The sequence below is a fragment of the Sulfitobacter marinus genome (assembly GCF_900116285.1).
In the GTDB taxonomy this organism is placed as follows: Bacteria; Pseudomonadota; Alphaproteobacteria; order Rhodobacterales; family Rhodobacteraceae; genus Sulfitobacter; species Sulfitobacter marinus.
In genome coordinates this window covers 277,953-301,086 of sequence record NZ_FPAJ01000001.1, presented here as the reverse complement: position 1 = coordinate 301,086, position 23,134 = coordinate 277,953, and the positions used below count along the sequence as shown (strand labels likewise).

The 23,134-nt window shown below is 58.6% G+C and carries 24 protein-coding genes and 1 tRNA gene; 11 read left to right on the top strand and 14 right to left on the bottom strand.

Annotated elements, in window-relative coordinates; all coding sequences use genetic code 11:
- Positions 1 to 6: 6 nt before the first annotated feature.
- Genes BM347_RS01450 through BM347_RS01440 form a run of 3 tightly spaced genes read left to right on the top strand, consistent with a single transcriptional unit; the run spans position 7 to position 3,578 of the window.
- Positions 7 to 1,299: an ArgE/DapE family deacylase gene (locus BM347_RS01450; protein ID WP_093914645.1), complete on the top strand. Its 1,293-nt coding sequence runs from the start codon at positions 7 to 9 to the stop codon at positions 1,297 to 1,299.
- Positions 1,300 to 1,308: 9 nt separating this feature from the next.
- Complete coding sequence (locus BM347_RS01445) at positions 1,309 to 2,466, top strand: amidohydrolase (protein ID WP_342742163.1); 1,158 nt, start codon at positions 1,309 to 1,311, stop codon at positions 2,464 to 2,466.
- Positions 2,463 to 3,578: an alanine racemase gene (locus tag BM347_RS01440; RefSeq protein WP_093914643.1), complete on the top strand. Its 1,116-nt coding sequence runs from the start codon at positions 2,463 to 2,465 to the stop codon at positions 3,576 to 3,578. The genes BM347_RS01445 and BM347_RS01440 overlap by 4 nt, the downstream gene beginning before the upstream one ends.
- A 393-nt stretch (positions 3,579 to 3,971) precedes the next feature.
- Here the strand turns inward: BM347_RS01440 and BM347_RS01435 are convergent.
- Positions 3,972 to 4,055 (bottom strand) — tRNA-Leu (locus tag BM347_RS01435).
- Between the two features lie 120 nt (positions 4,056 to 4,175).
- Here BM347_RS01435 and BM347_RS01430 point away from each other — a divergent pair.
- The 5 genes from BM347_RS01430 to BM347_RS01410 all read left to right on the top strand — a co-directional run bounded on the left by BM347_RS01430 (position 4,176) and on the right by BM347_RS01410 (position 8,483).
- The gene (locus BM347_RS01430; RefSeq protein ID WP_093914642.1) at positions 4,176 to 4,697 is read left to right on the top strand and encodes a Hint domain-containing protein; all 522 of its coding nucleotides are present in this window, start codon (positions 4,176 to 4,178) and stop codon (positions 4,695 to 4,697) included.
- A gap of 366 nt (positions 4,698 to 5,063) precedes the next feature.
- Positions 5,064 to 5,402 carry a P-II family nitrogen regulator gene (locus tag BM347_RS01425; RefSeq protein WP_093914641.1) on the top strand — a complete coding sequence of 113 codons (339 nt, stop codon included), beginning with the start codon at positions 5,064 to 5,066 and terminating at the stop codon, positions 5,400 to 5,402.
- 34 nt (positions 5,403 to 5,436) lie between these two features.
- Complete coding sequence (gene glnA, locus BM347_RS01420; protein WP_093914640.1) at positions 5,437 to 6,843, top strand: type I glutamate--ammonia ligase; 1,407 nt, start codon at positions 5,437 to 5,439, stop codon at positions 6,841 to 6,843.
- 149 nt (positions 6,844 to 6,992) lie between these two features.
- Positions 6,993 to 7,796, top strand: a complete 804-nt coding sequence (locus BM347_RS01415) for a lytic murein transglycosylase (protein ID WP_093914639.1) — start codon at positions 6,993 to 6,995, stop codon at positions 7,794 to 7,796.
- Positions 7,797 to 8,054: 258 nt separating this feature from the next.
- The gene (locus tag BM347_RS01410) at positions 8,055 to 8,483 is read left to right on the top strand and encodes a glyoxalase superfamily protein (RefSeq protein WP_093914638.1); all 429 of its coding nucleotides are present in this window, start codon (positions 8,055 to 8,057) and stop codon (positions 8,481 to 8,483) included.
- An 18-nt stretch (positions 8,484 to 8,501) separates the two neighbouring features.
- Here the strand turns inward: BM347_RS01410 and BM347_RS01405 are convergent, their stop codons facing one another.
- The 11 genes from BM347_RS01405 to yajC form a co-directional block, all read right to left on the bottom strand.
- Entirely contained in the window at positions 8,502 to 9,230 is a 729-nt protein-coding gene (locus tag BM347_RS01405) for a heme-dependent oxidative N-demethylase family protein (RefSeq protein WP_093914637.1), read from the bottom strand.
- A gap of 171 nt (positions 9,231 to 9,401) precedes the next feature.
- On the bottom strand, positions 9,402 to 9,941 hold the full coding sequence (locus tag BM347_RS01400) for a DsbE family thiol:disulfide interchange protein (RefSeq protein ID WP_175498462.1): 540 nt from the start codon (positions 9,939 to 9,941) through the stop codon (positions 9,402 to 9,404).
- Positions 9,934 to 10,083: a heme exporter protein CcmD gene (gene ccmD / locus BM347_RS01395; RefSeq protein ID WP_093914636.1), complete on the bottom strand. Its 150-nt coding sequence runs from the start codon at positions 10,081 to 10,083 to the stop codon at positions 9,934 to 9,936. The genes BM347_RS01400 and ccmD overlap by 8 nt, the downstream gene beginning before the upstream one ends.
- Entirely contained in the window at positions 10,083 to 10,817 is a 735-nt protein-coding gene (locus BM347_RS01390; RefSeq protein WP_093914635.1) for a heme ABC transporter permease, read from the bottom strand. Before BM347_RS01390 ends, ccmD begins: the two co-directional genes overlap by 1 nt.
- Before the next feature lie 64 nt (positions 10,818 to 10,881).
- The gene (gene ccmB / locus BM347_RS01385) at positions 10,882 to 11,538 is read right to left on the bottom strand and encodes a heme exporter protein CcmB (protein WP_093914634.1); all 657 of its coding nucleotides are present in this window, start codon (positions 11,536 to 11,538) and stop codon (positions 10,882 to 10,884) included.
- Entirely contained in the window at positions 11,535 to 12,152 is a 618-nt protein-coding gene (gene ccmA, locus BM347_RS01380; RefSeq protein ID WP_093914633.1) for a heme ABC exporter ATP-binding protein CcmA, read from the bottom strand. Before ccmA ends, ccmB begins: the two co-directional genes overlap by 4 nt.
- 1 nt (position 12,153) lies before the next feature.
- Entirely contained in the window at positions 12,154 to 12,507 is a 354-nt protein-coding gene (locus BM347_RS01375; protein ID WP_093914632.1) for an Mth938-like domain-containing protein, read from the bottom strand.
- A 4-nt stretch (positions 12,508 to 12,511) separates the two neighbouring features.
- Positions 12,512 to 13,267: a sulfite exporter TauE/SafE family protein gene (locus tag BM347_RS01370; protein ID WP_093914631.1), complete on the bottom strand. Its 756-nt coding sequence runs from the start codon at positions 13,265 to 13,267 to the stop codon at positions 12,512 to 12,514.
- Positions 13,260 to 14,228, bottom strand: a complete 969-nt coding sequence (gene secF, locus BM347_RS01365) for a protein translocase subunit SecF (protein ID WP_093914630.1) — start codon at positions 14,226 to 14,228, stop codon at positions 13,260 to 13,262. The genes BM347_RS01370 and secF overlap by 8 nt, the downstream gene beginning before the upstream one ends.
- 9 nt (positions 14,229 to 14,237) lie before the next feature.
- Positions 14,238 to 15,887, bottom strand: coding sequence for a protein translocase subunit SecD (secD, locus tag BM347_RS01360; protein ID WP_093914629.1), 1,650 nt, complete (start codon positions 15,885 to 15,887; stop codon positions 14,238 to 14,240).
- Positions 15,888 to 15,923: 36 nt separating this feature from the next.
- Positions 15,924 to 16,202, bottom strand: coding sequence for a preprotein translocase subunit YajC (gene yajC, locus BM347_RS01355; protein ID WP_093914628.1), 279 nt, complete (start codon positions 16,200 to 16,202; stop codon positions 15,924 to 15,926).
- 227 nt (positions 16,203 to 16,429) lie between these two features.
- Here yajC and BM347_RS01350 point away from each other — a divergent pair, with 227 nt between their 5' ends.
- The 3 genes from BM347_RS01350 to BM347_RS01340 all read left to right on the top strand — a co-directional run bounded on the left by BM347_RS01350 (position 16,430) and on the right by BM347_RS01340 (position 20,220).
- Complete coding sequence (locus tag BM347_RS01350; RefSeq protein ID WP_139226435.1) at positions 16,430 to 18,049, top strand: pentapeptide repeat-containing protein; 1,620 nt, start codon at positions 16,430 to 16,432, stop codon at positions 18,047 to 18,049.
- 105 nt (positions 18,050 to 18,154) lie between these two features.
- Positions 18,155 to 19,447: a serine--tRNA ligase gene (serS, locus tag BM347_RS01345; RefSeq protein WP_093914626.1), complete on the top strand. Its 1,293-nt coding sequence runs from the start codon at positions 18,155 to 18,157 to the stop codon at positions 19,445 to 19,447.
- Between the two features lie 65 nt (positions 19,448 to 19,512).
- Positions 19,513 to 20,220, top strand: a complete 708-nt coding sequence (locus BM347_RS01340) for a tryptophan-rich sensory protein (RefSeq protein WP_093914625.1) — start codon at positions 19,513 to 19,515, stop codon at positions 20,218 to 20,220.
- A gap of 9 nt (positions 20,221 to 20,229) precedes the next feature.
- Here BM347_RS01340 and der read toward each other — a convergent pair whose 3' ends face one another.
- Together der and BM347_RS01330 are read right to left on the bottom strand one after the other, a co-directional pair.
- On the bottom strand, positions 20,230 to 21,705 hold the full coding sequence (gene der, locus BM347_RS01335; RefSeq protein WP_093914624.1) for a ribosome biogenesis GTPase Der: 1,476 nt from the start codon (positions 21,703 to 21,705) through the stop codon (positions 20,230 to 20,232).
- Between the two features lie 51 nt (positions 21,706 to 21,756).
- Positions 21,757 to 23,133 carry a PQQ-like beta-propeller repeat protein gene (locus tag BM347_RS01330; protein WP_093914623.1) on the bottom strand — a complete coding sequence of 459 codons (1,377 nt, stop codon included), beginning with the start codon at positions 23,131 to 23,133 and terminating at the stop codon, positions 21,757 to 21,759.
- Between the last annotated feature and the right edge of the window lies 1 nt (position 23,134).

The following is a 23,134-nucleotide window of genomic DNA, read 5'->3' as shown; positions in this document are numbered from 1 at the left end:
ACCTCAATGCAAGACGATCTGAACACCCGCATCTGCGCCGCCGTCGACGCCGCCTTTGACCACCAACTGACCTTTCTGTCTGACCTTACGGCCCACCCGTCGACGCGGGGCAACGAACAATCCGCGCAAGACTTCATGGCCGACGAACTGGAGAAACGCGGCTACGCGCTGGATCGCTGGCAGATCGATATCGCTGAAATCCAGCACTTGCCGGGGTTTTCCCCCGTGCTTGACCCCTATGAGGACGCGGTAAATGTGGTCGGCACTCATCGGTCAACAACACAGCAAGGGCGGTCGCTGATTTTAAACGGGCATATCGACGTGGTTCCGGCCGGACCGCTGGGCATGTGGGACAGCCCGCCGTTTGAGCCGCGTATCGAAGGCGGTTGGCTATATGGGCGTGGTGGCGGTGATATGAAGGCCGGGTTGGCCTCAAACCTGTTCGCGCTTGACGCCCTTGCCGCCTGTGGGTTTGCCCCCGGCGCAGATGTTTATTTTCAATCCGTGGTCGAGGAAGAATGCACCGGCAATGGCGCGCTGGCCTGTCTTGCGCGCGGCTATAGGGCGGATGCTGCCCTGATCCCCGAACCGTTTTCCGAACATCTGGCCATCGCGCAGCTTGGGGTGATCTGGTTTCAGGTCCACCTAAAAGGTCTGCCCACACATGTCGCCTATGCGAGCCAAGGGGCAAACGCGATCGAAGCGGCCTTTCCCCTGATCCGCGCCCTGCACGAGATGGAACACCGCTGGAACGCGGCGGAAAACCGGCCCGATGATTATGCCCATATGGATCATGCGCTGAACCTGAATATTGGCAAGATTGAAGGCGGCGATTGGACCAGCTCGGTTCCAGCGTGGAGCGTGTTTGACGTGCGCATGGCAATCTTTCCAGGCCAATCCATCGACGCCGCAAAGGCCGAGATCGAAAAGGTGATCCTGGATGCCGCCCGCGAGAACGCGTTCCTTAGCAATTCCTTGCCCGAAATCGTCTATCACGGCTTTCACGCCGAGGGGTATGCCCTGTCCCAAGACAGCTCTGCCAATGCGCTTTCGGCCATCAACGCCCTAGAGACCGCGCATCACGACGTCACGGGCGAGGCACTGGTCCGCGAGGCCATCACCGCGACCACCGATGCGCGGTTCTTTGGTCTATATGCAAACACCCCCGCGCTGGTTTACGGCCCCCGCGCCGAGGCAATCCACGGCTTTAACGAGCGGGTCGAGATTGAGAGCATACGCCGCGTCACCAAAGCAACCGCCCTGTTCATTGCCGATTGGTGCGGCACCGAAGAACGTTAGGGACACATGATGCAATCGCTCTCTCCGACCCAAATCGATTACCTGACGCGGCTGCGTCACGATCTACACCGCGCGCCAGAGCTATCGGGCGAAGAAGCGGTCACTGCCCAAGGCATCACTGCCGAGCTTACCGCGCTGGCCCCCGACCGGATTTGGACCGGTTTGGGCGGCCACGGCGTTGCGGCAGAGTTCAAGGGGCACGCCCCCGGCCCCACCGTTATGTTGCGTTGCGAATTGGACGGCCTGCCCATTCATGAGCAATCCGATCTGCCGTATAAATCGCAAGTCGACGGCAAAGGGCATCTGTGCGGTCATGACGGCCATATGGCCAGCATGGTTGGTGTCGCGATGGCGCTGGCGGCGCGCCCTGCGTCGGGGCGGGTGATCTTGCTGTTCCAACCAGCCGAGGAAACCGGCGCAGGTGCAAAAGCGGTGATCGACGACGCCCGCTGGCCCGACATCCGGCCCGACTATGCCTTTGCCTATCATAATGTGCCGGGCCGCCCCTTGGGCGAGATCGGCCTGCGATCGGGGCCGGGAAATTGCGCGTCACGCGGGATGCAGATCCTGCTGACGGGGAGAAGCTCTCATGCTGCGGCACCAGAGGACGGTATATCGCCCGCTGGTGCCATGGCTGGGCTGATGGCCACGCTGGGCGCGCTTGGCTATGGCACCATTGACCAAGAGAACTTCGCCCTGTCGACGCTAACCCACGCAAAGCTTGGCGAGCCCAGCTTTGGCATTGCCCCCGCAGATGGCGAACTGCGTGTGACTTTGCGCACCATGACCAACGACCGTATGGACAGCCTGATTGCCGCAGCGCAGGCGCATATCGAACATGAAAAGGGGCCACTAAAGATAGAGGTTCGGTGGCATGACGTCTTTCGGGCGGTGATCAACGACCCCGAGGCGACGAAAATCGCACGCAATGTGGCGACGGATTTGGGATTTACCATCAACGAAATGCCCACCCCCATGCGCTGGTCCGAGGATTTTGGCCGCATCGGGGACGACGGGGCCAAGGCCGCGATGCTGTATATCGGGTCGGGTGAAAACCAGCCCCAATTGCACAACCCTGACTATGATTTCCCCGATGCCCTCCTGCCGATTGTCACGGATCAGTTTTGCGGCATCCTTGCACGTTTGCTGGGTCCGCCCACGCCATGACAGAGGACAGATGCCCTGGCTCGTGGTGCGAAATTCACCGCGATAGGATATCACATAACCTCACGCTTGCCCTCGGTCTGCTGCCCAAAGGGCGCAGGTTCTGTGCGGTGCTCAAAGCCGATGCCTATGGCCACGGCATCGAGCAGGTCGTGCCCCTGATCCAAGCACAAGACGTTACTTGCATTGGCATCACCTCAAACACCGAAGCCTACGCCGTGCGCACGGCGGGCTTTACCGGCACGTTGATCCGCCTGCGCGCCGCCACACCCGCCGAGATCACGGACGCGCTGGGTGCGCGTGTCGAGGAACAGGTGGGCTCTCTCGAGGTTGCACAAAAGCTGTGGGATCTGAAAAACGCAGGTCACCCCGTGCGGGCGCATCTGGCGTTGAATACGCTTGGCATGTCGCGCGACGGCCTCGAGATTGCGACCGACCAAGGCCGGATCACCTGCCTTGCTATTGTTAAGATGCTTGGCGAGGATGTCGTGGGCATCTGCACGCATTTCCCAGACAACACCCCCGCATCCCTGCCTACCGCGTCAGACCTGTTCCAAGATCAGGTGTCGTGGATCATCGATAACACCACACTCGATAGATCGCGCGTCCTTGTGCATGCGGGAAGCTCGCTTACCTTGGTGGCCGATCAACCTGTTAAGACCGATATGTACCGCTGCGGGGCGATCCTTTACGGGATATTAAAACCCGAACTGGGGTTCCAAACCACAATGGAGCTAAAGGCGCGCATAGTCAGTCTGGGCCATTATCCCAAGGGGGCGACCGTTGGCTATGACGGGGCCTATCGGCTGCGCAGTGATCGGCGGTTGGCGTGTGTTTCGATCGGCTATGCGAACGGGTTCCGGCGCGATGTGCAAGACGGTGCAGCCTTGGCGATTGGAGCCCAAAGCGCACCAGTACTGGGAAAGGTTTCGATGAACACGGTCGTTGTCGACGCCACGGATCTAGACAGCGTAGAAGTCGGCGGCGAAGCGACGGTATTTGGCCAGACCGGCGACACCCGGAACATGCTGGGCAAAACGGAGCACCAATTCCGCACAATTATGGCGGATCTCTACGCTGACTGGGGCCTGCGCAACCCGCGTGTATTTCGCTGACGTGGATCATCCTCACCGCGTATAAATCCACGAACAGCCCCCACCAGACCGCCGTTGCTTCAACCCACCCGACACCGATCGGGCATAGCATTACTCGCTTGGGAATAGCCTGCCTGCTAAGGTCGCACTCCGTGTTGCGGTGAATATAGAACCAACTCCTTGAGAGCTTTTTTCGACGGTATCCTCATCATGACGAATTCCTTTAAAAAGGACCATCGCGATGCCCCGGCTGAGAATATCCACGCTCCGAGAGTGTCTAACGACCATCACCAGTTGGGCGTATTTTCCGTATAGCTCGCAGATACAGCACGTTTACGAATGTGGATCAAAAGGCGGTGCGCGAACGCGCCGCCATAAATTTACCGCATGTAAATCAATAATTTAAATGAAAAATGGTGCGGGTGAAGGGACTCGAACCCCCACGCCATAGGCGCCAGAACCTAAATCTGGTGCGTCTACCAATTCCGCCACACCCGCATGGCGCGGTCTCTATCAAACAACGCTCAGGTTGGCGAGTGTAAAAAACACAAGACACCAACAGTTTTTTGCAATATCATAATCGGCACCTGAGGCAGGTAAAATAAGGAAAATACGCCCATGAAACCGAATACGGTCGTGCGCGGCGGCGAAAACAATTCGCCAGCGGGCCAATATATGCCCTATGTCAGCGTCGATACCGGACTGACATCGGGGACTCGTTTGCTCACCCTTGATGGGGAAATTCCAGCGGAAATTCTCAGCATTGGTGACAAGCTCATTACGCGCGACTGCGGGGTTTCCAAAGTCACTCATATCCAACGTACAACCCGTAAGGTGCGCACGATCTCGTTTGCAGCCGGGTCTTTGGGCCATACACGCCCTGAACGCGATACGTTTTTGGCGGGTGATCAAATGGTTCTGATACGGGATTGGCGCTCGCGGGCGCTGTTCAACTGCGAACGGGCTTTGGTACCGGCGCGGGCCCTTGTGGATCATGAATTCATCATCGACCAAGGCGAACAAACGCAGGTGTTGATCCAGATATTCTGCGCCGACCCGCATATCATCTATGCAGGTGGGCTTGAGCTAGGGACAGCCGATGCCAGCCGAGCAAGGGGTGCTGCGCTGGACGCCGCATAAGCGGGGCAGAATACCGTCAACGCCATGTGTTTGACGCATATTCAAACTACTTAAGCGCCCAGTTCTGTCATAGACCTACTGTGCCCCTGCCCCCTACGGCTGTGGAATCGCAGCGGTAGGAAACCGCGTGGCAACTGGGACTTATCGGGCCGAAAGCAGTCGCTGCAGGGGAAGGTGCGCCGGTTCTCGGCCCCGACAATTTCACTTATGCCTAATATTTAGACGTATAGTATATTAATTGTGCTGTGCGCTCGAAATTTCATCGCTTGATGTGGACTCCTCCGCACGTCTGGTAGACCGTCGCCTTGCATCGTGAAATGACGCAGATGCAAACATTAATGGCGCATATCGGCAGGGAGGCCTCAGATGAAAAAGATCGAAGCTGTGATCAAACCGTTCAAGTTAGATGAAGTAAAAGAGGCACTTCAGGAGGTCGGCGTTCAAGGTCTGAGCGTGATCGAAGTTAAAGGCTTTGGTCGTCAAAAAGGCCACACCGAACTGTACCGTGGTGCCGAATATGTCGTTGATTTCCTGCCCAAGGTTAAAATCGAGATTGTTCTGGATGATGACCAGGTCGATGCCGCTGTTGAAGCCATCGTGAACGCTGCAAAAACCGAAAAGATCGGCGATGGCAAGATTTTTGTCAGCACCATCGAACAAACAATCCGCATCCGTACCGGCGAGACCGGTTCAGACGCGCTGTAATCCAACAAAGTTTTAAGAAAAAGGATATCATCCAATGAGCACCAAGGACTTCTTGAAAAAAATCAAGGATGAGGACATCGAATACGTAGATGTTCGCTTTACGGACACACGCGGCAAGCTGCAGCACGTCACAATCGTTTCGGACCTGGTTGACGAGGACTTCATCGAAGAGGGCTTCATGTTTGACGGCTCCTCGATTGCGGGCTGGAAAAGCATCGAAGCATCGGACATGAAACTGATGCTCGACACCGACACCGCCTATATCGACCCGTTTTATGCAGAAAAAACCATCTGCGTACACTGCTCCATTGTTGAGCCCGACACAGGCGAAGCCTATGACCGCGACCCACGTGGCACGGCACAGAAAGCCGAAGCATATCTGAAATCTTCGGGTATTGGTGACGTGGCCTATATGGGTCCAGAAGCCGAATTCTTCCTGTTCGACAACGTTAAATTCTCGAACTCGATCAACAAGGTATCCTACGAAGTTGACGCATCTGACGCGTCCTGGAACACTGACACCGACTATGAGATGGGCAACATGGGCCACCGCCCCGGCCTGAAGGGTGGGTATTTCCCGGTCAACCCAGTCGACGAATCCCAAGACCTGCGCGCTGAAATGCTGTCGACGATGAAACGTCTCGGCATGAAAGTGGACAAGCACCACCACGAGGTTGCGTCCTGCCAACACGAGCTGGGCTTGATTTTCAGCTCTCTCACAAATCAAGCGGACGAGCTGCAAAAGTACAAATATGTGATCCACAACGTGGCGCATGCCTATGGCAAATCGGCAACCTTCATGCCCAAGCCGATCTACGGCGACAACGGGTCCGGCATGCACGTGAACATGTCGATCTGGAAAGACGGCAAGCCTTTGTTTGCAGGCGACAAATACGCCGACCTGTCCCAGGAAGCGCTGTATTTCATTGGCGGCATCCTGTCTCACGCCAAATCGTTGAACGCCTTCACCAACCCAGCGACCAACAGCTACAAGCGTCTGATCCCCGGCTTCGAGGCCCCCGTTCTGCGCGCCTACTCCGCGCGCAACCGCTCGGGTTGTGTTCGGATCCCATGGACAGAAAGCCCCAAAGCCAAGCGCGTCGAGGCACGTTTCCCCGATCCCGCAGCCAACCCATACCTGTGCTTCGCTGCACTGTTGATGGCTGGCCTTGACGGCATCAAGAACAAGATCGATCCGGGCGAAGCCATGGATAAAAACCTCTATGATCTGCCTGCCGAAGAACTGGCTGATATCCCAACCGTATGTGGTTCCCTGCGTGAAGCGCTGGAAGAGTTGCAAAACGACATGGACTACCTGCTGGCCGGTGACGTGTTCACCAAGGATCAGCTCGAAGGTTATATCGAACTCAAGATGGAAGAAGTGCACACCTACGAGCACACACCCCACCCTGTTGAATTCGGCATGTACTACAGCTGCTGATCCACAACAGGCACACACAGCGAAAGGGCGTCCCATATGGGGCGCCCTTTTTGCATGTTGTCCGGCGGGGTATTCACACTAGTTTCACTTTGAAGTTTTAACACCAACGGCTAATATTGCCTAAATTCCGTCACTTTGAGGTTCCCCCGATGTATCCATTCAAGATTTTAGCCGCGGCCTGTCTGTTCACGGCGGGCCTGTCATCGGCGGTGAACGCTGCGCAATGCGGTAACAACGCGGGCGGCTTTAATGCATGGAAATCCGCCTTCGCCAAAGAAGCCGTTGCAGCCGGGGTCGGACAGGCCGGGTTAAACGCACTGGCCCGCGCGCAATATGCCTCTGGCACAATCGCGGCAGACCGCAATCAAAAGTCATTTAAATACAGCTTGTCAAAGTTCATGCAGGTGCGCGGTGCCGATACCATCGTGGCCCAAGGCCGCAAACGCAAAGCCCGCGATGCCAGCTTCTATACCGCCCTTGAATCCCGCTATGGTGTCCCTGCTGGCGTGATCATCGCCATCCACGGGATGGAAACCGCATTTGGCCATTTCATGGGCGACAGCGCCGTGGTCTCAGCAATCACCACCCTGACCTATGATTGCCGCCGTTCGGCATTCTTTGAACCCCACGCCATCGGCGCACTGAAACTGGTTGATGCAGGGGCGATCACCAACACCACCAAGGGCGCGAAACACGGCGAATTAGGACACACCCAATTCCTGCCGGGCAATGCCCTGCGCTACGGCGTCGATGCAAACGGGGACGGACGCGTCGATTTCTACAATCAGGCCGACGCCCTCGCCTCAACCGCAAACTTTCTGCGCCAAAAAGGCTGGCAACCCGGCATCGGTTACCAAGAAGGCCAAGGCAATTTCGAAGTCATCAAGCAATGGAATGCCGCCGGCGTATATCAAAAGGCAATCGCCATCATGGCCGCCCGCATCGACGGCTAGCCGAATAACAAGCGGCGTGCACGATGTGGCACGCAGCCTCTCATTTCCAAATGGTCCAAAATCCTCGCCGAAGGCATCAGTGACCTCCTCACACACTGTCCCTTGAAATCCGGGCACTAACCCGCCATATGGGGCAAAGGGAAAGGCCCCTGCCGTCCGCATTCCGGTGAAGCCCTTGAAAACACGACACCTTCAATCTCGCCGATTGATGGGCAACGCGGACCCCCTTCGACTTTTGCGAGAGCAGGAGTGTTAAACATGACAAGCCAAATACCTTCGACCGATGTCCTGAAATCTCAGGCAAAACGTCTGCGCGCCGATCTCGCATCCCAAGGCAAAGCCGTTTCCCATGCGGCCACATTGGAAATGGTGGCCCATCAATGGGGCGCGCGCGATTGGAACACGCTCAGCGCACAGGCCAGCGCCCCAACCCACGGCTGGACGCCCGGCGACCGCGTCTCGGGCAATTACCTTGGCCAGCCCTTCAAAGGCATCGTGAAAGCCGCCAAACTGTCCGGCAGTGGCATGTGGTCACTTACCCTGCGCTTTGACACAGCGGTGGACGTTGTTACCTCACCGCACTTCAGCAACCTGCGCAGGCAGGTCACGGCGGTGGTGGGTGCCGATGGGATCTCACCGCGCAAGACCTCGGACAGAAAACCGCATCTCGCGCTCGACCCACGCTAACCTGACACGCCTGCCCGGTCATTCTGAGGCAGGCGTGCCCTCGCGGCGCACCACCGTGGTGTGGATGGTAAAAACCACAGCATCTGTTTCCGGCAGCCGCAAAATACATTGTCGTTCCGATCGCAGAAACGGCATCGCCTCGTCGACCTCACGCTTGCGCGGCTGGTGCAGATCAGCATCGGCATAGGCCAACCGGTTGAACCGCCACAACGGCCGGCCCACCTGTACCCCGTCAAACAACCGCTGCACACGGCGCGCGATATTCGCGTCATATTCATCGACCGGAACATGGATCGCCGTCAAAGGCTGCTCGACCTTCTCTGCCAGCCGCCAGTTTGCGGGAAAGCATAATACAGCGGCAACCAGAACATGCTCATCCCCCCGCTTTTGCAAAACGCAAATGTCTTCCTGCACCAAATGTCCCAAACTGTGTAGTGGTGCACTCCAGTCCAGATCAACCGCGCGCCCGTCCGGGCAAACGGCCCGACCTGCCCCGACATCAAACCCCAGCTTCGGCAAAACCGTTAACGCTTCGCGCAACACCTCGCGACTGGCCGCCCGCGCTGCCTCCGTCTCATACAAGACGTCTTGAGGGCGCTCTGCGATCAAGGTCGCGCGGTACTGCATCTGCGCATCGTAAGCATCATCCACGCGCAACCAATCTGCCGGTCCACAGGGCGCAACACCCGGTAACCGCACATCGCCGCGTTGCTCGGGCGGGAAAACCTGCTGTAAAATCATTCTCATGGTCCAAATGTTACGGGCGCGGTTCTGCCAAGTCACATAAAATGATAGGCGCGCCTACCTTACGTATTCTCTGGCTCTCAAATATCCTCGCCGAAGACGAAATTCTTTGGGCCATCGCCAAAAGGAAGAAATGCCTTCGGCTAGGATGTTAGTCCATTTGGAAAAAGAACGTTACTGCGCCAAAGCATCCCGAAGCGCGGGCAGGAAGCGTTGTTCATAATCGCTTCCCACCAAGGGACCAGCAAAGCGGAAGCGTACCGTCCCATTACCATCGATGATGAAGGTTTCAGGCGGGGCGGTGACACCCCAATCAATCGCCGTGCGCCCCTGAGGGTCAAAGGCGACGCCCCGAAACGGATTGCCATCATCGGTTAGATAGCTGCTGGCCGCGCGTGCAGTGTCTTTGAAGTTCACCCCGATAATAGCGATCCCGTCAGCATCCATTTGCAGCAAGGTCGGGTGCTCTGCCCGGCAGGGTGGGCACCAGCTGGCCCAGAAATTGACCAGCGTGACTTCGCCATTGTTAAAGGCATCGGTCGCGGGGACTGCAAACCCGTCGAGCGCCTTGTCGGGCAGCGCGGGGGCGGTTTGCCCGACAAGTGTCGATGGCAGCCCTTCGGGGTCGGGTCGAAACATACCAAAGGCAGCAAGCGCGACGAACGCTGCAAAGATCAGCGGCGGGGCGATCATCAGCGGTGAGATTTTAGGCATCTTTATTCGCCTCAATGCGGGCCAGTTCCGCCCGCGCCCGGCGGCCCTTGCGCAAGCTCAGCACGATCAACCCTGCAATCAGGAACAGCGAGAGCCCGTAAGCCCCCAGCACTTCTGCGGCGTATTTTCCCAGATCAGGCATCACATTTCCCTTTTACGGCGCGCAAGCAGCGCGCGGGCGCGGCGCAGGCGGATTTCGGTACCGGTGCGGTACAAAACCAGCGCCAGAAACAACAAGCCAAAGCCAACCATGCTGATCGCCAGCGGGTAAAAGAACACATCTGAGACCGTACGACCCCCTGTCGCCATCGGCACGGATGTTCCTTGGTGCAAGCCCTGGTTCCAGAATTTCACGGCATAGCGCGACAGCACCGCGAACACCGACCCCACAAGGCACAAGACCGAGGTGAGATCGGCAGCGGTATCCGGGTCCTCAACCGCCTCCCACAGCGCGATATAGCCAAGGTAGAACAGAAACAGGATCAGGAAGGACGTCAGGCGCGGGTCCCATGCCCACCACGTGCCCCACATGGGTTGGCCCCAGATCGCCCCGGTCACCAGCGCGATAAGGGTCATGGTGATCCCCACGGGGGCAGCGGCCTTGGCGGCCAAGGCGCTGACATGGTGGCGGCGGATCAGCCAGATCAGCGAGGCGACCAGCATCATGAACCACGCGTTGATTGCCATGAGGGCTGCGGGGACGTGCAGATAGATAATCTTGACCGTTGACCCCTGACGGTAATCATCGGGTGTCGCGAAGAAACCCCAGATCAATCCGACGACCACGCATATGGTCGCGGCCGCCCACAGGAACGGCTGCACACGGGCAGAGAGGCCCAAAAACTTCACCGGATTGGCGTATTCCCACAAAGACATGTTCCGTATTTATCCTTCCGCTAGGATGCACTCAATGGGCAAAACGTCTCAGGCGTGGTCCGTATCACCGCAATGTCATCCGCAACACCGCAGCCGAGGCAAATGGCATCAACGCAATGGTGCCCAGCGTGATGCCTGCCAGCAGGATCAGCGGTGTCGTACCATCCAGCCCCATGGCCCCTTGTCGTGCGGCCTCGGCCCCGAAAATCAACGTGGGCACATAGAGCGGCAAGACCAGCAGCGACATCAACAATCCGCCACGCTTTATCCCCACCGTGAGTGCAGCGCCAAAAGTGCCGATCACGGACAGGGCCGGTGTGCCAAAGGCGAGCGACGCGATCAGCCAGATATACCCGTCGGGTTCAAGGTTCAGCATCAGGCCCAAGATGGGCGCGGCCAGCACCAGCGGCAGGCCCGTCGTCAGCCAATGGGACAGTGCCTTAATGCTCAGCGCGGCCTCAAGCGGCAGGGGCGCGGTGGCCAGCAGATCCAATGTGCCATCTTCGTAATCCAGGGCCAGCAGGCGGTCCAGCGACAAGAGGCACGCCAGCAGCGCCCCCAGCCACAACACCCCCGGCGCAATGGTTGACAGCAATTCAGACTGCGGGCCGACGCTGAACGGGACCAGCACCGTCACAATCAAAAAGAACGCAAGCCCAAGGCCAAAGCCACCGCCCGCGCGGAACGCAAGCATCAGGTCGCGGTGCAGCAGGGCAATCATAGGAATGCCTCGTCACTGGCACCGCTGCGCATGTCGGACTTGCTGCGGTATGGGGTGACGTCAAAGGTATCTGCGTTCAGGCCAAGATCGATATGGGTCGCGATCAGCGCCATACCCCCTGCCCCCAGATGCGCGGTCACAGCCGCCGCAAACATCGCAACGGCATCGGCGTCTAGTGATACGGTTGGTTCATCCAGCACCCAGATGGGCCGCCCCGTCACCATCAACCGTGCCAACCCCAAGCGACGTTTTTGCCCAGCCGATAGCGTGCCTGCCAGCCGGTCGCGCAGCGGATCAAGTTGATAGGCCGCCAGCGCCGGTTCGATATCGCTATTGCCAAAGACCTGCGCCCAGAAGGTCAGGTTTTCCGCCACGCTTAGCATCGCCTTAAGGCCATCGGCGTGCCCCGCATAGGCGATGGTTTCATCTGCCCCGTCGATCTGACCCGACAGCGCAGGTTGCAGCCCGGCGATGGTGCGCAGCAGCGTGGTTTTTCCCGCGCCGTTTGGCCCGCGCAAGATTAGCGATGTACCCGGCGCGACCTCAAACGATACGCCGTTCAGCACAGGCACACCGCCACGGGCAACCGCCAGATCATTTACCCGCAATGTCATATCAGATCGGTATCATCGCCAGCGCGACGCGTCGGCCTTCGCTTAGCAGCACGTTATAGGTACGCGACGCCGCGGGCGATGACATGACTTCGAGGCCCAGCCCCGCCTCTTCGAGCTGGCGGCGAACGTCAGCGGGGACATGGGCGATTTCGGCCCCCATACCCAGAAACAGAATGTCGATCTCGCCTGCCAGCGCCAGCAGTGCTGCCACATCGTCAAAACTGCCCCATGTCTGCGTACCCATGGCCCCGGTAATCACCGGCCCTTCGATCACGGTGCCGCCAATGCGGAAAAAACCGGGGCCGTACCCTTCGACAGGTTTGGCATCGTTAAACACAACCTCGTTCAGGCGCATGACCTTATCCTTTCCACAGCGGCAGGCTGATAATAGCGGAAAGCCCGATAACAATATAGGCTACAGTACGGAAAAGCCTCTCGGAGCCGGGGTTAAAGAGCCGCGCCCCGATCATATTGGCCAGGACGCTGGGAATACCCATCAATAGGCCCAAGACAACGATCTGCCAGACCAACAAATCGCTGGCCCAGAGCATGGCAAACAACAGCAGATCAATGCCCAGCAGATACAGCAGAAAATTCGCGCGGATCACTGCGATTGGCAGCTTGCTGGCCATATAGAGCATAATGACAGGCGGCCCGGCGATGCCCGCAAACCCTGTCATAAAACCACCCAACGCACCCGTGCCGACAACCAGCGGCGGGCTAAGGGTGCCCGGATACCGCCATCCTGTGATCAGGAGCACCAGCAATGTCATCACGACACCCGACACAATCCAGCCGAACGGATCAGGCGACACGTAAGACAAGCAGAGCAATCCCAGCGGCATCGCCAGCACAACACCCGCCAGCAAAAGGGAAACATCGCGTTTGGTGCCTTGGCGCAGGGCTGCGGGCAGGTTTGGCAAAGGCCCCAGCAATTCTGCCGCTGTTAGAAATATCACCGCTTGGACGGGGCTAAGAACCGATGCCGCCACGGGCATGATGATCATTGCGCTGCCAAATCCGGCAAATCCGCGCACCAGCCCGGCAACGATGACAGCGCATAACAGCCAGATCAGACCTGTGGTCGATCCGGCTGCGGCTAATACCTCAGGCATCTATGTTGGCGTATTGGCCTGTGTTGTTGTCTTTCTTGGACCAGTCGCGTTTGACCCCAAGGAACAGCACCACGTTCTTCGCCACAAAGACCGATGAATAGGTCCCGACGACAACGCCCCATGTGATCGCAAAGACAAAGCCACGGATCACATCACCACCCAGAACCAACAGCGCAATCAGCGCCAAAAGGGTCGTGCCCGATGTCATCAAGGTACGGCTAAGGGTTTCGTTCACACTGATGTTCATCACATCGCGCAGCGGGCGTTTTTTGTATTTGCGCAGGTTTTCCCGCAACCGGTCAAAGATCACCACCGTATCGTTGATCGAATAGCCGATGATGGTCAGGATCGCCGCAATCACGGGCAAATCGAACCGGATTTGCAGCGCCGAGAAAATGCCGATGGTCAGGATCACATCGTGGAACAGGGCCGCGACCGCACCCACGGAAAACTGCCATTCGAACCGCAACCAGATGTAGATCAGGATCGCGGCCAGTGATGCACCAACCGCCAGAAACGCCGTCTGGATCAGTTCGCCCGATACTTTGGGACCCACCGATTCAACCGAGGTAAAGATGATGTTCGGCGCGACAGTTTTCAGCGCACCCTCAACCGCTGCGATCATTTCCGGCGTTGCGGCTTCTTCGCCCTCTTGCGCCTGAATGCGCACCATGGCCACGTGTTTGCTGCCATCGCTGGTCGGGTCGAACACCTCAGAAATCGAGATATCACCCAGCTCCAGCGGCTCTAGCGCGGCGCGGTAGGCAGCGACATCAACGGCAGCTTCGCTTTGGGTGCGCAATGTTGTGCCCCCGCGGAAGTCGATGCCATAGTTCAGACCCATCGTGAACCACACGGCCATGGCCAGAACCACAGCCACGCAGGACGCGCCAAAGGTGAATTTTGCGTGTTTGAAAAAGTCAAAGCTGGTTTCGTCAGGGATCAGTCGCAAACGTTTCATATCAATTTCCTAGACCGTGATCGTCTTGGGGCGGGCGCGTTCAAACCAGAACACGACCATCAGACGGGTGACGAAATATGCGGTAAAGACCGATGTAATAATGCCGATACCCAGCGTCACAGAAAAGCCGCGCACTGGCCCGGACCCTAAGGTGAACAGGATCACCGCGATGATAAAGGTGGTGATGTTGGCATCCAGAATAGCGCTGAGCGCGCGCTCGTATCCGAGGCTGATGGCACGCGCCGGACCTTTGGCTGTTTTCAGCTCCTCGCGGATACGTTCAAAGATCAGCACATTCGCATCAACCGCCATACCGACGGTCAAAACGATACCCGCAATCCCGGGCAATGTCAGCGTCGCCCCGATCAGGCTGAGCAGGCCAAAGATCATGCAGACGTTCACGATCAGCGCAATATTGGCAAAGAAGCCAAACAAACCGTAGCTCGCCCACATAAAGAACAGCACAGCGATGAAGGCGACGCTTGTGGCAATCTTGCCCGCGTCGATGCTGTCTTGGCCCAGTTCCGGCCCGATCGTGCGCTCTTCGACAAAGGTCAGCCCCGCAGGCAAGGCCCCTGCCCGTAGCAAGACGGCCAGATTGGTCGATTCCTCGACCGAGAAATTGCCGGTGATGATACCCGACCCGCCCGGAATGGCGCTTTGGATCGTGGGGGCGCTGATGACCTCGTTGTCCAAGACAATCGCAAAAGGCGCGCCGATGTTTTCCGCTGTATATGTCCCGAATTTGCGGGCACCCGTGGTGTCAAAGCGGAAGCTGACCGCAGGCCGACCGTTCTGGTCAAAGCTGGGCTGCGCATCGACCAGCTCTTCACCGGTCACAACGGGGGCGGTTTCGATGATGTAGAACACACCCTCAGACTCCGCGTCGGGCAACAGCGAATTGCCCAGACCGGGGGATGCGTTTTCATCCGCGCCACGGTTCACAACGGGGTTGAACGTCAATTGCGCCGTGGTCCCGATGATCGCCTTCAGCTCGGCCGCCGACCCGATGCCTGGCACCTGAATAAGGATACGGTCCGACCCTTGGCGCTGGATCGTGGGTTCGCGTGTGCCAACCTCGTCGATGCGGCGGCGGATGATCTCCAGCGATTGCTGCATGGTCCGCTCGTCCGTGGCCAGCTTTTCGGCGTCGGTCAAAGTCACGCTAATGATGTCTTCGGCACCGCTGACCACGATGTCATTCTGACCCGCCCCTGTGATCGTTTGCACAGGCCGCGCCAATGTGCGCGTCGCCTCTAGCGCCTCGGCCATCTTGTCCGCGTCGTTGATCCGCACGCGCAACTCGCCCTCGGGCGCGTCAACGCGGCGCACCGGCGTGATCGACCGCAACACATCGCGCACCTCGGGCCAGGCCGCTTCCATCCGGTTGGCATAGACCTCGGCGACGTTGACCTCAGCCAGCAGATGCGCGCCGCCGCGCAAGTCCAACCCGAGGTTCACCAACCGCTCTGGCAGCCACGTGGGCCACAGCGCCGCCTGCGCCTCAAGCTCGGGCGTGGCACCGGCCACGTCCATCGCTTTGATCGCATCATTATGCTGCTCTACGGGGCCGTAAAACGCGTTGGGCAGCGCCAGATACAGGCCAGCCGCACAGGTGAGGATGATCAACACCCGTTTCCACAGATCAATCTGAAGCATGGCGCAAGCCCTTCTTAACGCTGCCCTATTGGCAGTTTACTTGGCGGGTTCGGTCTTGGAGACGACGGTCGCGATGGTCGACTGCACAACGCGCACTTTGACGTTCTCGGCCAGTTCGACCTCAAGCTCGCCATCGTCTTTGACCTTGACGACCTTACCGATCAGACCGCCTTGGGTGACAACCTGATCGCCACGGCGCAGGCCCTTAACCATCGCCTGATGTTCTTTTACCTTCTTCTGCTGCGGGCGGATCAGCAGGAAATACATGATCGCAAAGATCAGAATGAGAGGGACGAATTGTTGAATACCTTGCATGGCGTTGGTCCTTTGAATGAGGGAGCACGCCCGTTCCGGCCTGCCGTCGAAGTTTGGCGGAACCTAGGTCTAGATGCGGGGCTTTGCAAGGAGGCTTAACGCGTATTTCAACCCCCAACGGGCCAAGCGCGGCCCCAAGAGCCGCCTTCAGAGCCTTTCACCCGTTTTCAGCGGTTGTGACAGGAGAATTTGCACGGCATGGTGGTGGGGAATATGAGGGTGTGCCGTTGGACGACATTATTTTTCAGATTGATGGGCGTGAGCTTCTAGGGATCGTTCTGGTGCTGGCGTTTCTATTCGTCCCAATTGGGATTTCCTTTATGCCCTCCAAGGGCGATCCCAGCAAACCGCCTCTTTTTGATCAATTGCAAAAACGGCTCGGACTTTCTGGTTTCAACTCTGGCCTATTATTCGTTGCTATCGCTTTGTGGGCCGTTATCTTTGGATCACTTGTTCTGGGGCTGCTGGCAGTGGTCTGGTCATTCATCTTGGCGGCTACCCCGCAAGGCTCAGAGCAAACATGGGACTGGCGTTTTTCATTAGCAAAGATGGCGGCCTTGACGGCAACCGTTGGTGCTGTCGTAGCACTTCCGTTCACAATGATCCGCCTCACGTTAACTCAGCGCCAAACCCTTGCCGCCGAAGAAGGGCTGATCACAGATCGCATTTCCAAAGCCGTTGAAGGGCTGGGCGCGGAAAAAACGGTCAAGGACAAGGATGATGAGTCCACAAAACCCAACCTAGAAGTACGCATAGGCGCGATCTATGCGCTGGAACGCATTGCCCAAGACAGCCTGCGCGACCACATCCAGATCATGGAAATCCTCTGCGCCTATATCCGTGAAAACGCACCCCTGCGCGAAACAGAGAAAAACCCGTTCCAGATTTGGGAGGACAAAGCGGCAGAAGATGCGGATAAGCCGAAGATGCCCGGTTCGGGAGAAATTTACACTTGGGCAAAAAAACTCCCCAAACCGCGCACCGATATTCAAGTCGCGCTAGAGGTTATCGGCCGGCGGGCATCGCGCCAGATCAAAGTTGAACGGGAGGCGACAGTCAGGGGCAGCGCGGTCGGATATCGACTGGACCTGCGATCAACTTGCCTGCAAGGCGCCGACTTAAGGGAATTGGAATTCACGCGTTGTCTTTTCAATCAGGCGCAGCTGCAGGGGGCGGACCTTCTCATGGCGCAGTTGCAGGGGGCGGAACTCAACGGGGCGGAGTTGCAGGGGGCAAACCTCTACGGGGCGAAGTTGCAGGGCGCGCGCCTCGGTAGGGCGCAGTTGCAGGGGGCCTACCTCAGCGCGGCGAAGTTGCAGGGGGCGGACCTCAGCGCAGCGCAGTTGCAGCGGGCGATCCTCAGTGCGGCGCAGTTGCAGGGGGCGAACCTCTACAGGGCGAAGTTGCAGGGGGCGAACCTCAGCGAGGCGAAGTTGCAGGAGGCCGACCTCAGCAGGGCGGAGTTGCAGGAGGCCTACCTCAGCGCGGCGAAGTTGCAGGGGGCGAACCTCAACAGGGCGCAGTTGCAGGGCGCGGAGCTCCCCATTGCGCAGTTGCAGGGGACGCGCCTCTTCATGGCGAAGTTTGATGGTGAAACATCTTTCGGTGCCGCTAATCTTCGAGGTGCGGCGCTGAAAGATGTTGATTTTACACAAACTAACATAGGATCGGATCAAATTACAGAAACGTTTGGTGATGCTAGCGTGACCTTGCCCGGCGGCCATGGCCCCGATCACGAAAACTGGCCCGAGCATTGGAGCAAAGAAAAACTAAAGTGGGAAGACTTCGACGACCAATGGCGCGCCTTCCAGCGTTCCATCGGCCAAGACCCAGACAACCCCACATAACCCGCCACACCACATCTGGCCCCGCGATCCACAATCGGGCATAACGCGGGCAAAGCGCGCCTGAGCGATTCAAAATCGGGCGATACCAGATCAAAGGACAGACCCATGCATGACATCAAAGCCATCCGCGAAAACCCTGATGCGTTTGACGCGGCCCTCGCACGGCGCGGCGATGCGCCTGTGTCCGGCGACATCCTAGCACTGGACGAGGCGCGGCGCGGCATGATCCTGAGCGCGGAAACAGCGCAGGCCGAGCAAAACAAAGCCTCCAAACTGGTGGGCGCGGCCAAGGCATCGGGTGACGAGGCCGAATTCGAGCGGCTGCGCGCCTTGGTCAGCGAAAAGAAGGCCGAAGTCGCGCAGATGAACGCCGACGCCAAGGAGCTGGACGCCAAGCTAACCGACATGCTGGCGCGCATTCCCAACCTGCCCGCCGATGATGTGCCCCAAGGCGCAGACGAGAATGACAACGTGGAGGTCAGCCGCTGGGGCACCCCCAAGACGTTCGACTTTGAAGCGCGCGAACATTTTGACATCACCGGCGTCGCTGCGTCGATGGATTTTGAGACGGCGGCCAAGATGTCCGGCAGCCGCTTTGTGTTGTTGTCGGGGGCCGTGGCGCGCATTCACCGGGCGCTGGCGCAGTTCATGGTCGACACCCATGTCGATGAAAACGGCCTGACCGAAGTGAACCCGCCCGTGCTGGTCAATAATGACGCCATGTATGGCACCGACAAGCTGCCCAAGTTCGGCGAAGAAAGCTATCAGACCACCAATGGCTGGTGGCTGGTGCCGACCTCAGAGGTGCCGCTGACCTATATCGCGGCGGGCCATGTGATCGACGCCGATTACCTGCCGCGCCGCTATACCGCGCACACCCTGTGTTTCCGGTCCGAGGCCGGATCGGCAGGTCGCGACACCGCAGGCATGCTGCGCCAACACCAGTTCGAAAAGGTCGAGATGGTATCGGTCACGCATCCCGATGAAAGCGAGGCCGAGCAAAAGCGCATGCTGCGCTGTGCCGAGGATTTGCTGGAACGGCTGAACATCCCCTATCGCACCGTGCTGCTGTGCACCGGCGACATGGGCTTTGGCGCGCGCCGCACCTATGACATCGAAGCATGGGTGCCCGGTCAGAAAACCTACCGCGAGATTTCGTCGGTTTCGACCACTGGCGATTTTCAGGCGCGGCGCATGAACGCACGGTTCAAGCCCGCGGATGGCGGTAAGCCCCAGTTCGTGCATACGCTGAACGGGTCCGGTCTGGCCGTGGGGCGCTGCCTGATCGCCGTGCTTGAGAACGGTCAGCAAGAGGATGGATCGGTGCAATTGCCTGACGTGCTGGCCCCCTATCTGGGTGGCAAGACGCTTTTGGGCGCGGATGGCAAGTTGTCATAAACTCTGGGAACTGAATGGCGGCGTGCTATGTTGCGTTTTGAACGATCACTTCAAAAGGACGCATCATGGCCCGCCCCCTGACCGCATTTGTGACATTTCTACTGGCCATAGGCTTTGCTGCGTCACCGTTTTTCGTGACCAGCTTTGCCGGGTTTGACCCCAATCAGTTCCCCGTGCCGCAGGTGTCGCCGCCTGTGCAGCCGGCGGGCTATGCGTTTTCGATCTGGGGCGTCATCTATCTGTGGCTGATCACCGGCATGGGCTGGGGGCTGTGGAAGGCCCGCGAGGATTTCACCTGGCATGACATGCGCATGCCGCTGGCGGTTTCGCTGTTCATCGGATGTTTCTGGCTGGCCGTCGCCAATGCCAGCCCGGTCTGGGCGTCCGTCCTGATCTGGGGCATGCTGATTGCAGCGCTTGTCGCCCTGTTCGAAGCGCCTGACGGTGACCGTTGGTTCGCCGCCCTGCCAGTCGGGCTATATGCAGGCTGGCTAAGTGCCGCATCCTGCGTGTCACTGGGTCTGCTCGCCGCTGGTTATGGCTGGGTCGGGGCGGAAACGGCCGCGCTGATCTTTGTGAGCCTCGCCATCGTGATTGCCGCCGCGGTGCAATCAACGCTAATGCGTGCGCCCACTTATGGGGTTGCAGTAATCTGGGCGCTGAGCGCTGTAGTGGTCCAGAATTATGCCACCACACCAAGCGTTGCAGCGCTGGCAGCAGGTGGTGCAATCGCACTACTGCTGCCAACCTTCAAGTCTTGGCGCAAGGCCTGAGGAGCGCGCCTAGCGGTCCTGACGGTGCCCGTTTGTATGTTTCCGCAGCTTTGATGGCTTGGCCTTTTTGCGCCCCTTATAGGGGTTCGCATCGGACTGGCCGCGCATCCAGATACGGATCGGCGTGCCGGGCATGTCAAAGTCAATTCGAAGCCCATTCACCAGATAGCGGTTATAGCTTTCGGGCACTTTGTCAGGATGGCTACACATGACAACAAATCCCGGTGGCCGGGTTTTCGCTTGGGTCATATAGCGCAGTTTGATGCGTTTGCCTTGGGGCGCGGGGGGCGGGTGCGCCTCCATCATGCCAGACAGCCAGCGGTTCAACTGCGCTGTAGTGATTCGGCGGTTCCAAACCTCGTAGGCGCGCATGATCGCCTGATGCAGGCGGTCCAGACCACGACCCGTTTTGGCCGATACCGTCACCAAAGGCGCGCCTTTGAGCTGCGGCAGCAAGCGCTCGAAACTCTCACGCAGGTCTTTCAGCTTGCCTTGTTTGTCGGTCTCAAGATCCCATTTGTTGACCGCAACGACGACGGCGCGGCCTTCGCGTTCAGCCAAATCGGCAATACGCAAGTCTTGCTGTTCAAAGGGGATTTCAGCGTCCAGCAACACAACAACGACTTCGGCAAATTTCACCGCACGCAGGCCATCGCTAACGCTCAGCTTTTCCAGCTTTTCCTGTACTTTCGCCTTTTTACGCATGCCAGCGGTATCAAATATCCGCATGGGTACGCCGTCCCAATCGGTTTTCAGCGAAATCGCGTCGCGGGTTATCCCGGCCTCTGGTCCGGTCAGCAAGCGGTCTTCGCCCATGATCTGGTTGATCAACGTGGATTTACCCGCGTTCGGGCGACCCACGACGGCGACTTGCAACGGTTTGGCGTTGGTGGGCACGGGCATGGGCGCGTCTTCGTCGCCCAGTTCGGCCTCTTCCTCGGTCAGGTCCACGTCGGTTTCGGGGGTATCGGTGTCAACGCGTTCGGCGAAACCATCAGCGATGGGCATTAGTTGTGCATAAAGATCGTTCAACCCTTCGCCATGCTCAGCCGACATGCGGATCGGTTCGCCCAGACCAAGGCTATAGGCCTCGATCACGCCAGCATCGGCGGCTTTACCTTCACCCTTGTTGGCGGCCAGAATAACATGGGCGGATTTTTTGCGCAGGATATCGGCAAAGACCAGATCGGACGGGGTCACCCCCACGCGAGCATCAATCATGAACAGGCAGATATCGGCCATATCGACCGCACGTTCGGTTAGACGGCGCATGCGGCCCTGAAGGCTGTCATCGGTGACTTCCTCAAGCCCGGCAGTGTCGATCACGGTGAAACGCAGGTCGGCCAGACGTGCAGCGCCCTCGCGCAGGTCGCGCGTCACACCGGGTTGGTCATCAACCAACGCCAGCTTTTTACCGACAAGACGGTTGAACAGCGTGGATTTTCCCACATTGGGACGGCCCACGATGGCGAGGGTGAAAGACATTGAAACGGCTCCGAAGGTCAGGTCAAGCCTGCCCTCTAGACTATTTCAAGGTCAACGGAAAGCGTGCAATTGACCTTTCGACGACACGACATAAAGCGTGCCACCCGCCACCACAGGCGCAGTGGTCGCGCCGCCGGGGATTTCTGTAGTCGCAATCAACGCGCCGTTTTTGGGATCAAAGCTGCGCATCAGCCCGTCATTCGACGCGATGATGATCCGGCCCCCGGCCAGAATCGGGCCATAATGGGCAAAGACTTCGGATTGACGTTTCGGCTTTTCCTTGACGAAATTCGGCAATTCCGCGCCCCAGATACGCTGGCCAGTATTGGCGTCCAGCCGAACCAGTTCGTTCAGGTCGGTGATCCCAAAGATGCTATCGCCTACGGGCCAAACCGGTCCAACAACACCGTCACGTGCCGTCCACAGACGTTCACCGCCGGCCAATGTCACAGCCGACAAGCGGCCCGATATGTTACCCACATAAACGGTGTTTCCAGATATGACCGGCGCGCCGGTGATATCAGACACATTCGCAAAAGCGCGGCCCGGGCGTTTGCCCAGAACCGACGTGTCCCAGCGGTTCAACCCGCCACGGCGGAACAGGCCCTGCACCTCGCCTGACCCGAATGCCATAACGGCGATTTCGGGGCTGATGGCCGGGGCTGGCGCGCCCAAGACGTTGCCAACAACCGAGTTCGATCCGGTCTGCCACTGCACGCGACCGTTGTTTTTGTTTAAGGCCCAGCCCAGATCATCACCCGATGTGAAATAGACCAGATCGCCGTAAACTGTTGGCGCACCTGAACCCGTCGCGTCGATATCCTGTTTCCAGCGGGTGGCACCGGATGCGGCATCCAACGCGCTAACGGTACCAAAGCCCAGCGACACATAAACCGTGTCGCCCTCGACGGCCAAACCGCCCCCCGTCGCGTCGCCCTGCCCGTCGTTGGTAGGTGTCAGATCGCGTGTCCACAAGGTCACCCCGGAGGTCGAGGTCGCGGTGACCAAGGCGCTGGAATCGATGGTATAAACCCGTCCGCCTGCAACAACAGGGGTTGCGGTGATGCGTTGTTTGCGGCTGTCGCCACTGCCGATGTTGGCAGACCATGCCAATTGCGGCGCGGCAGACAACGCCGCGTGGTTGACCCGTGTGCTGGGCGTACCCGCTGCTTGGGGCCAGCTGGCATTGTTGGTCATGGCAGGCAAGGAAATCGCCCGCGAAGTGTTTTCCGGCACAGCCAGATCGGCGTTCGCATCAAAGCTGTCATCGCTTTGAACCACCGCGCGTACATCTTCGCGCAGGCCCGGCAGAATCACATCCGGCTCAGAGCAGGCAGACAGCAACAGCGACGCCACAACGGCCCCCAGACCAAGCGAGAGCCGCCCGGCTTGCGATGATCTTGCACAGATGCGGTGGAGATTGGTCATA

What these genes read in the sequence shown, in the direction of transcription:
- yajC (WP_093914628.1), bottom strand. Translation starts at nt 16,202, where the DNA reads ATGCAAGGTATTCAACAATTCGTCCCTCTCATTCTGATCTTTGCGATC.
- BM347_RS01370 (WP_093914631.1), bottom strand. Translation starts at nt 13,267, where the DNA reads ATGCCTGAGGTATTAGCCGCAGCCGGATCGACCACAGGTCTGATCTGG.
- BM347_RS01405 (WP_093914637.1), bottom strand. Translation starts at nt 9,230, where the DNA reads ATGAGAATGATTTTACAGCAGGTTTTCCCGCCCGAGCAACGCGGCGAT.
- BM347_RS01410 (WP_093914638.1), top strand. Translation starts at nt 8,055, where the DNA reads ATGACAAGCCAAATACCTTCGACCGATGTCCTGAAATCTCAGGCAAAA.
- secD (WP_093914629.1), bottom strand. Translation starts at nt 15,887, where the DNA reads ATGCTTCAGATTGATCTGTGGAAACGGGTGTTGATCATCCTCACCTGT.
- der (WP_093914624.1), bottom strand. Translation starts at nt 21,705, where the DNA reads ATGTCTTTCACCCTCGCCATCGTGGGCCGTCCCAATGTGGGAAAATCC.
- BM347_RS01400 (WP_175498462.1), bottom strand. Translation starts at nt 9,941, where the DNA reads ATGCCTAAAATCTCACCGCTGATGATCGCCCCGCCGCTGATCTTTGCA.
- ccmB (WP_093914634.1), bottom strand. Translation starts at nt 11,538, where the DNA reads ATGATTGCCCTGCTGCACCGCGACCTGATGCTTGCGTTCCGCGCGGGC.
- BM347_RS01440 (WP_093914643.1), top strand. Translation starts at nt 2,463, where the DNA reads ATGACAGAGGACAGATGCCCTGGCTCGTGGTGCGAAATTCACCGCGAT.
- ccmA (WP_093914633.1), bottom strand. Translation starts at nt 12,152, where the DNA reads ATGACATTGCGGGTAAATGATCTGGCGGTTGCCCGTGGCGGTGTGCCT.
- glnA (WP_093914640.1), top strand. Translation starts at nt 5,437, where the DNA reads ATGAGCACCAAGGACTTCTTGAAAAAAATCAAGGATGAGGACATCGAA.
- BM347_RS01330 (WP_093914623.1), bottom strand. Translation starts at nt 23,133, where the DNA reads ATGACCAATCTCCACCGCATCTGTGCAAGATCATCGCAAGCCGGGCGG.
- BM347_RS01415 (WP_093914639.1), top strand. Translation starts at nt 6,993, where the DNA reads ATGTATCCATTCAAGATTTTAGCCGCGGCCTGTCTGTTCACGGCGGGC.
- secF (WP_093914630.1), bottom strand. Translation starts at nt 14,228, where the DNA reads ATGAAACGTTTGCGACTGATCCCTGACGAAACCAGCTTTGACTTTTTC.
- BM347_RS01390 (WP_093914635.1), bottom strand. Translation starts at nt 10,817, where the DNA reads ATGTCTTTGTGGGAATACGCCAATCCGGTGAAGTTTTTGGGCCTCTCT.
- serS (WP_093914626.1), top strand. Translation starts at nt 18,155, where the DNA reads ATGCATGACATCAAAGCCATCCGCGAAAACCCTGATGCGTTTGACGCG.
- BM347_RS01425 (WP_093914641.1), top strand. Translation starts at nt 5,064, where the DNA reads ATGAAAAAGATCGAAGCTGTGATCAAACCGTTCAAGTTAGATGAAGTA.
- ccmD (WP_093914636.1), bottom strand. Translation starts at nt 10,083, where the DNA reads ATGCCTGATCTGGGAAAATACGCCGCAGAAGTGCTGGGGGCTTACGGG.
- BM347_RS01445 (WP_342742163.1), top strand. Translation starts at nt 1,309, where the DNA reads ATGCAATCGCTCTCTCCGACCCAAATCGATTACCTGACGCGGCTGCGT.
- BM347_RS01340 (WP_093914625.1), top strand. Translation starts at nt 19,513, where the DNA reads ATGGCCCGCCCCCTGACCGCATTTGTGACATTTCTACTGGCCATAGGC.
- BM347_RS01375 (WP_093914632.1), bottom strand. Translation starts at nt 12,507, where the DNA reads ATGCGCCTGAACGAGGTTGTGTTTAACGATGCCAAACCTGTCGAAGGG.
- BM347_RS01430 (WP_093914642.1), top strand. Translation starts at nt 4,176, where the DNA reads ATGAAACCGAATACGGTCGTGCGCGGCGGCGAAAACAATTCGCCAGCG.
- BM347_RS01450 (WP_093914645.1), top strand. Translation starts at nt 7, where the DNA reads ATGCAAGACGATCTGAACACCCGCATCTGCGCCGCCGTCGACGCCGCC.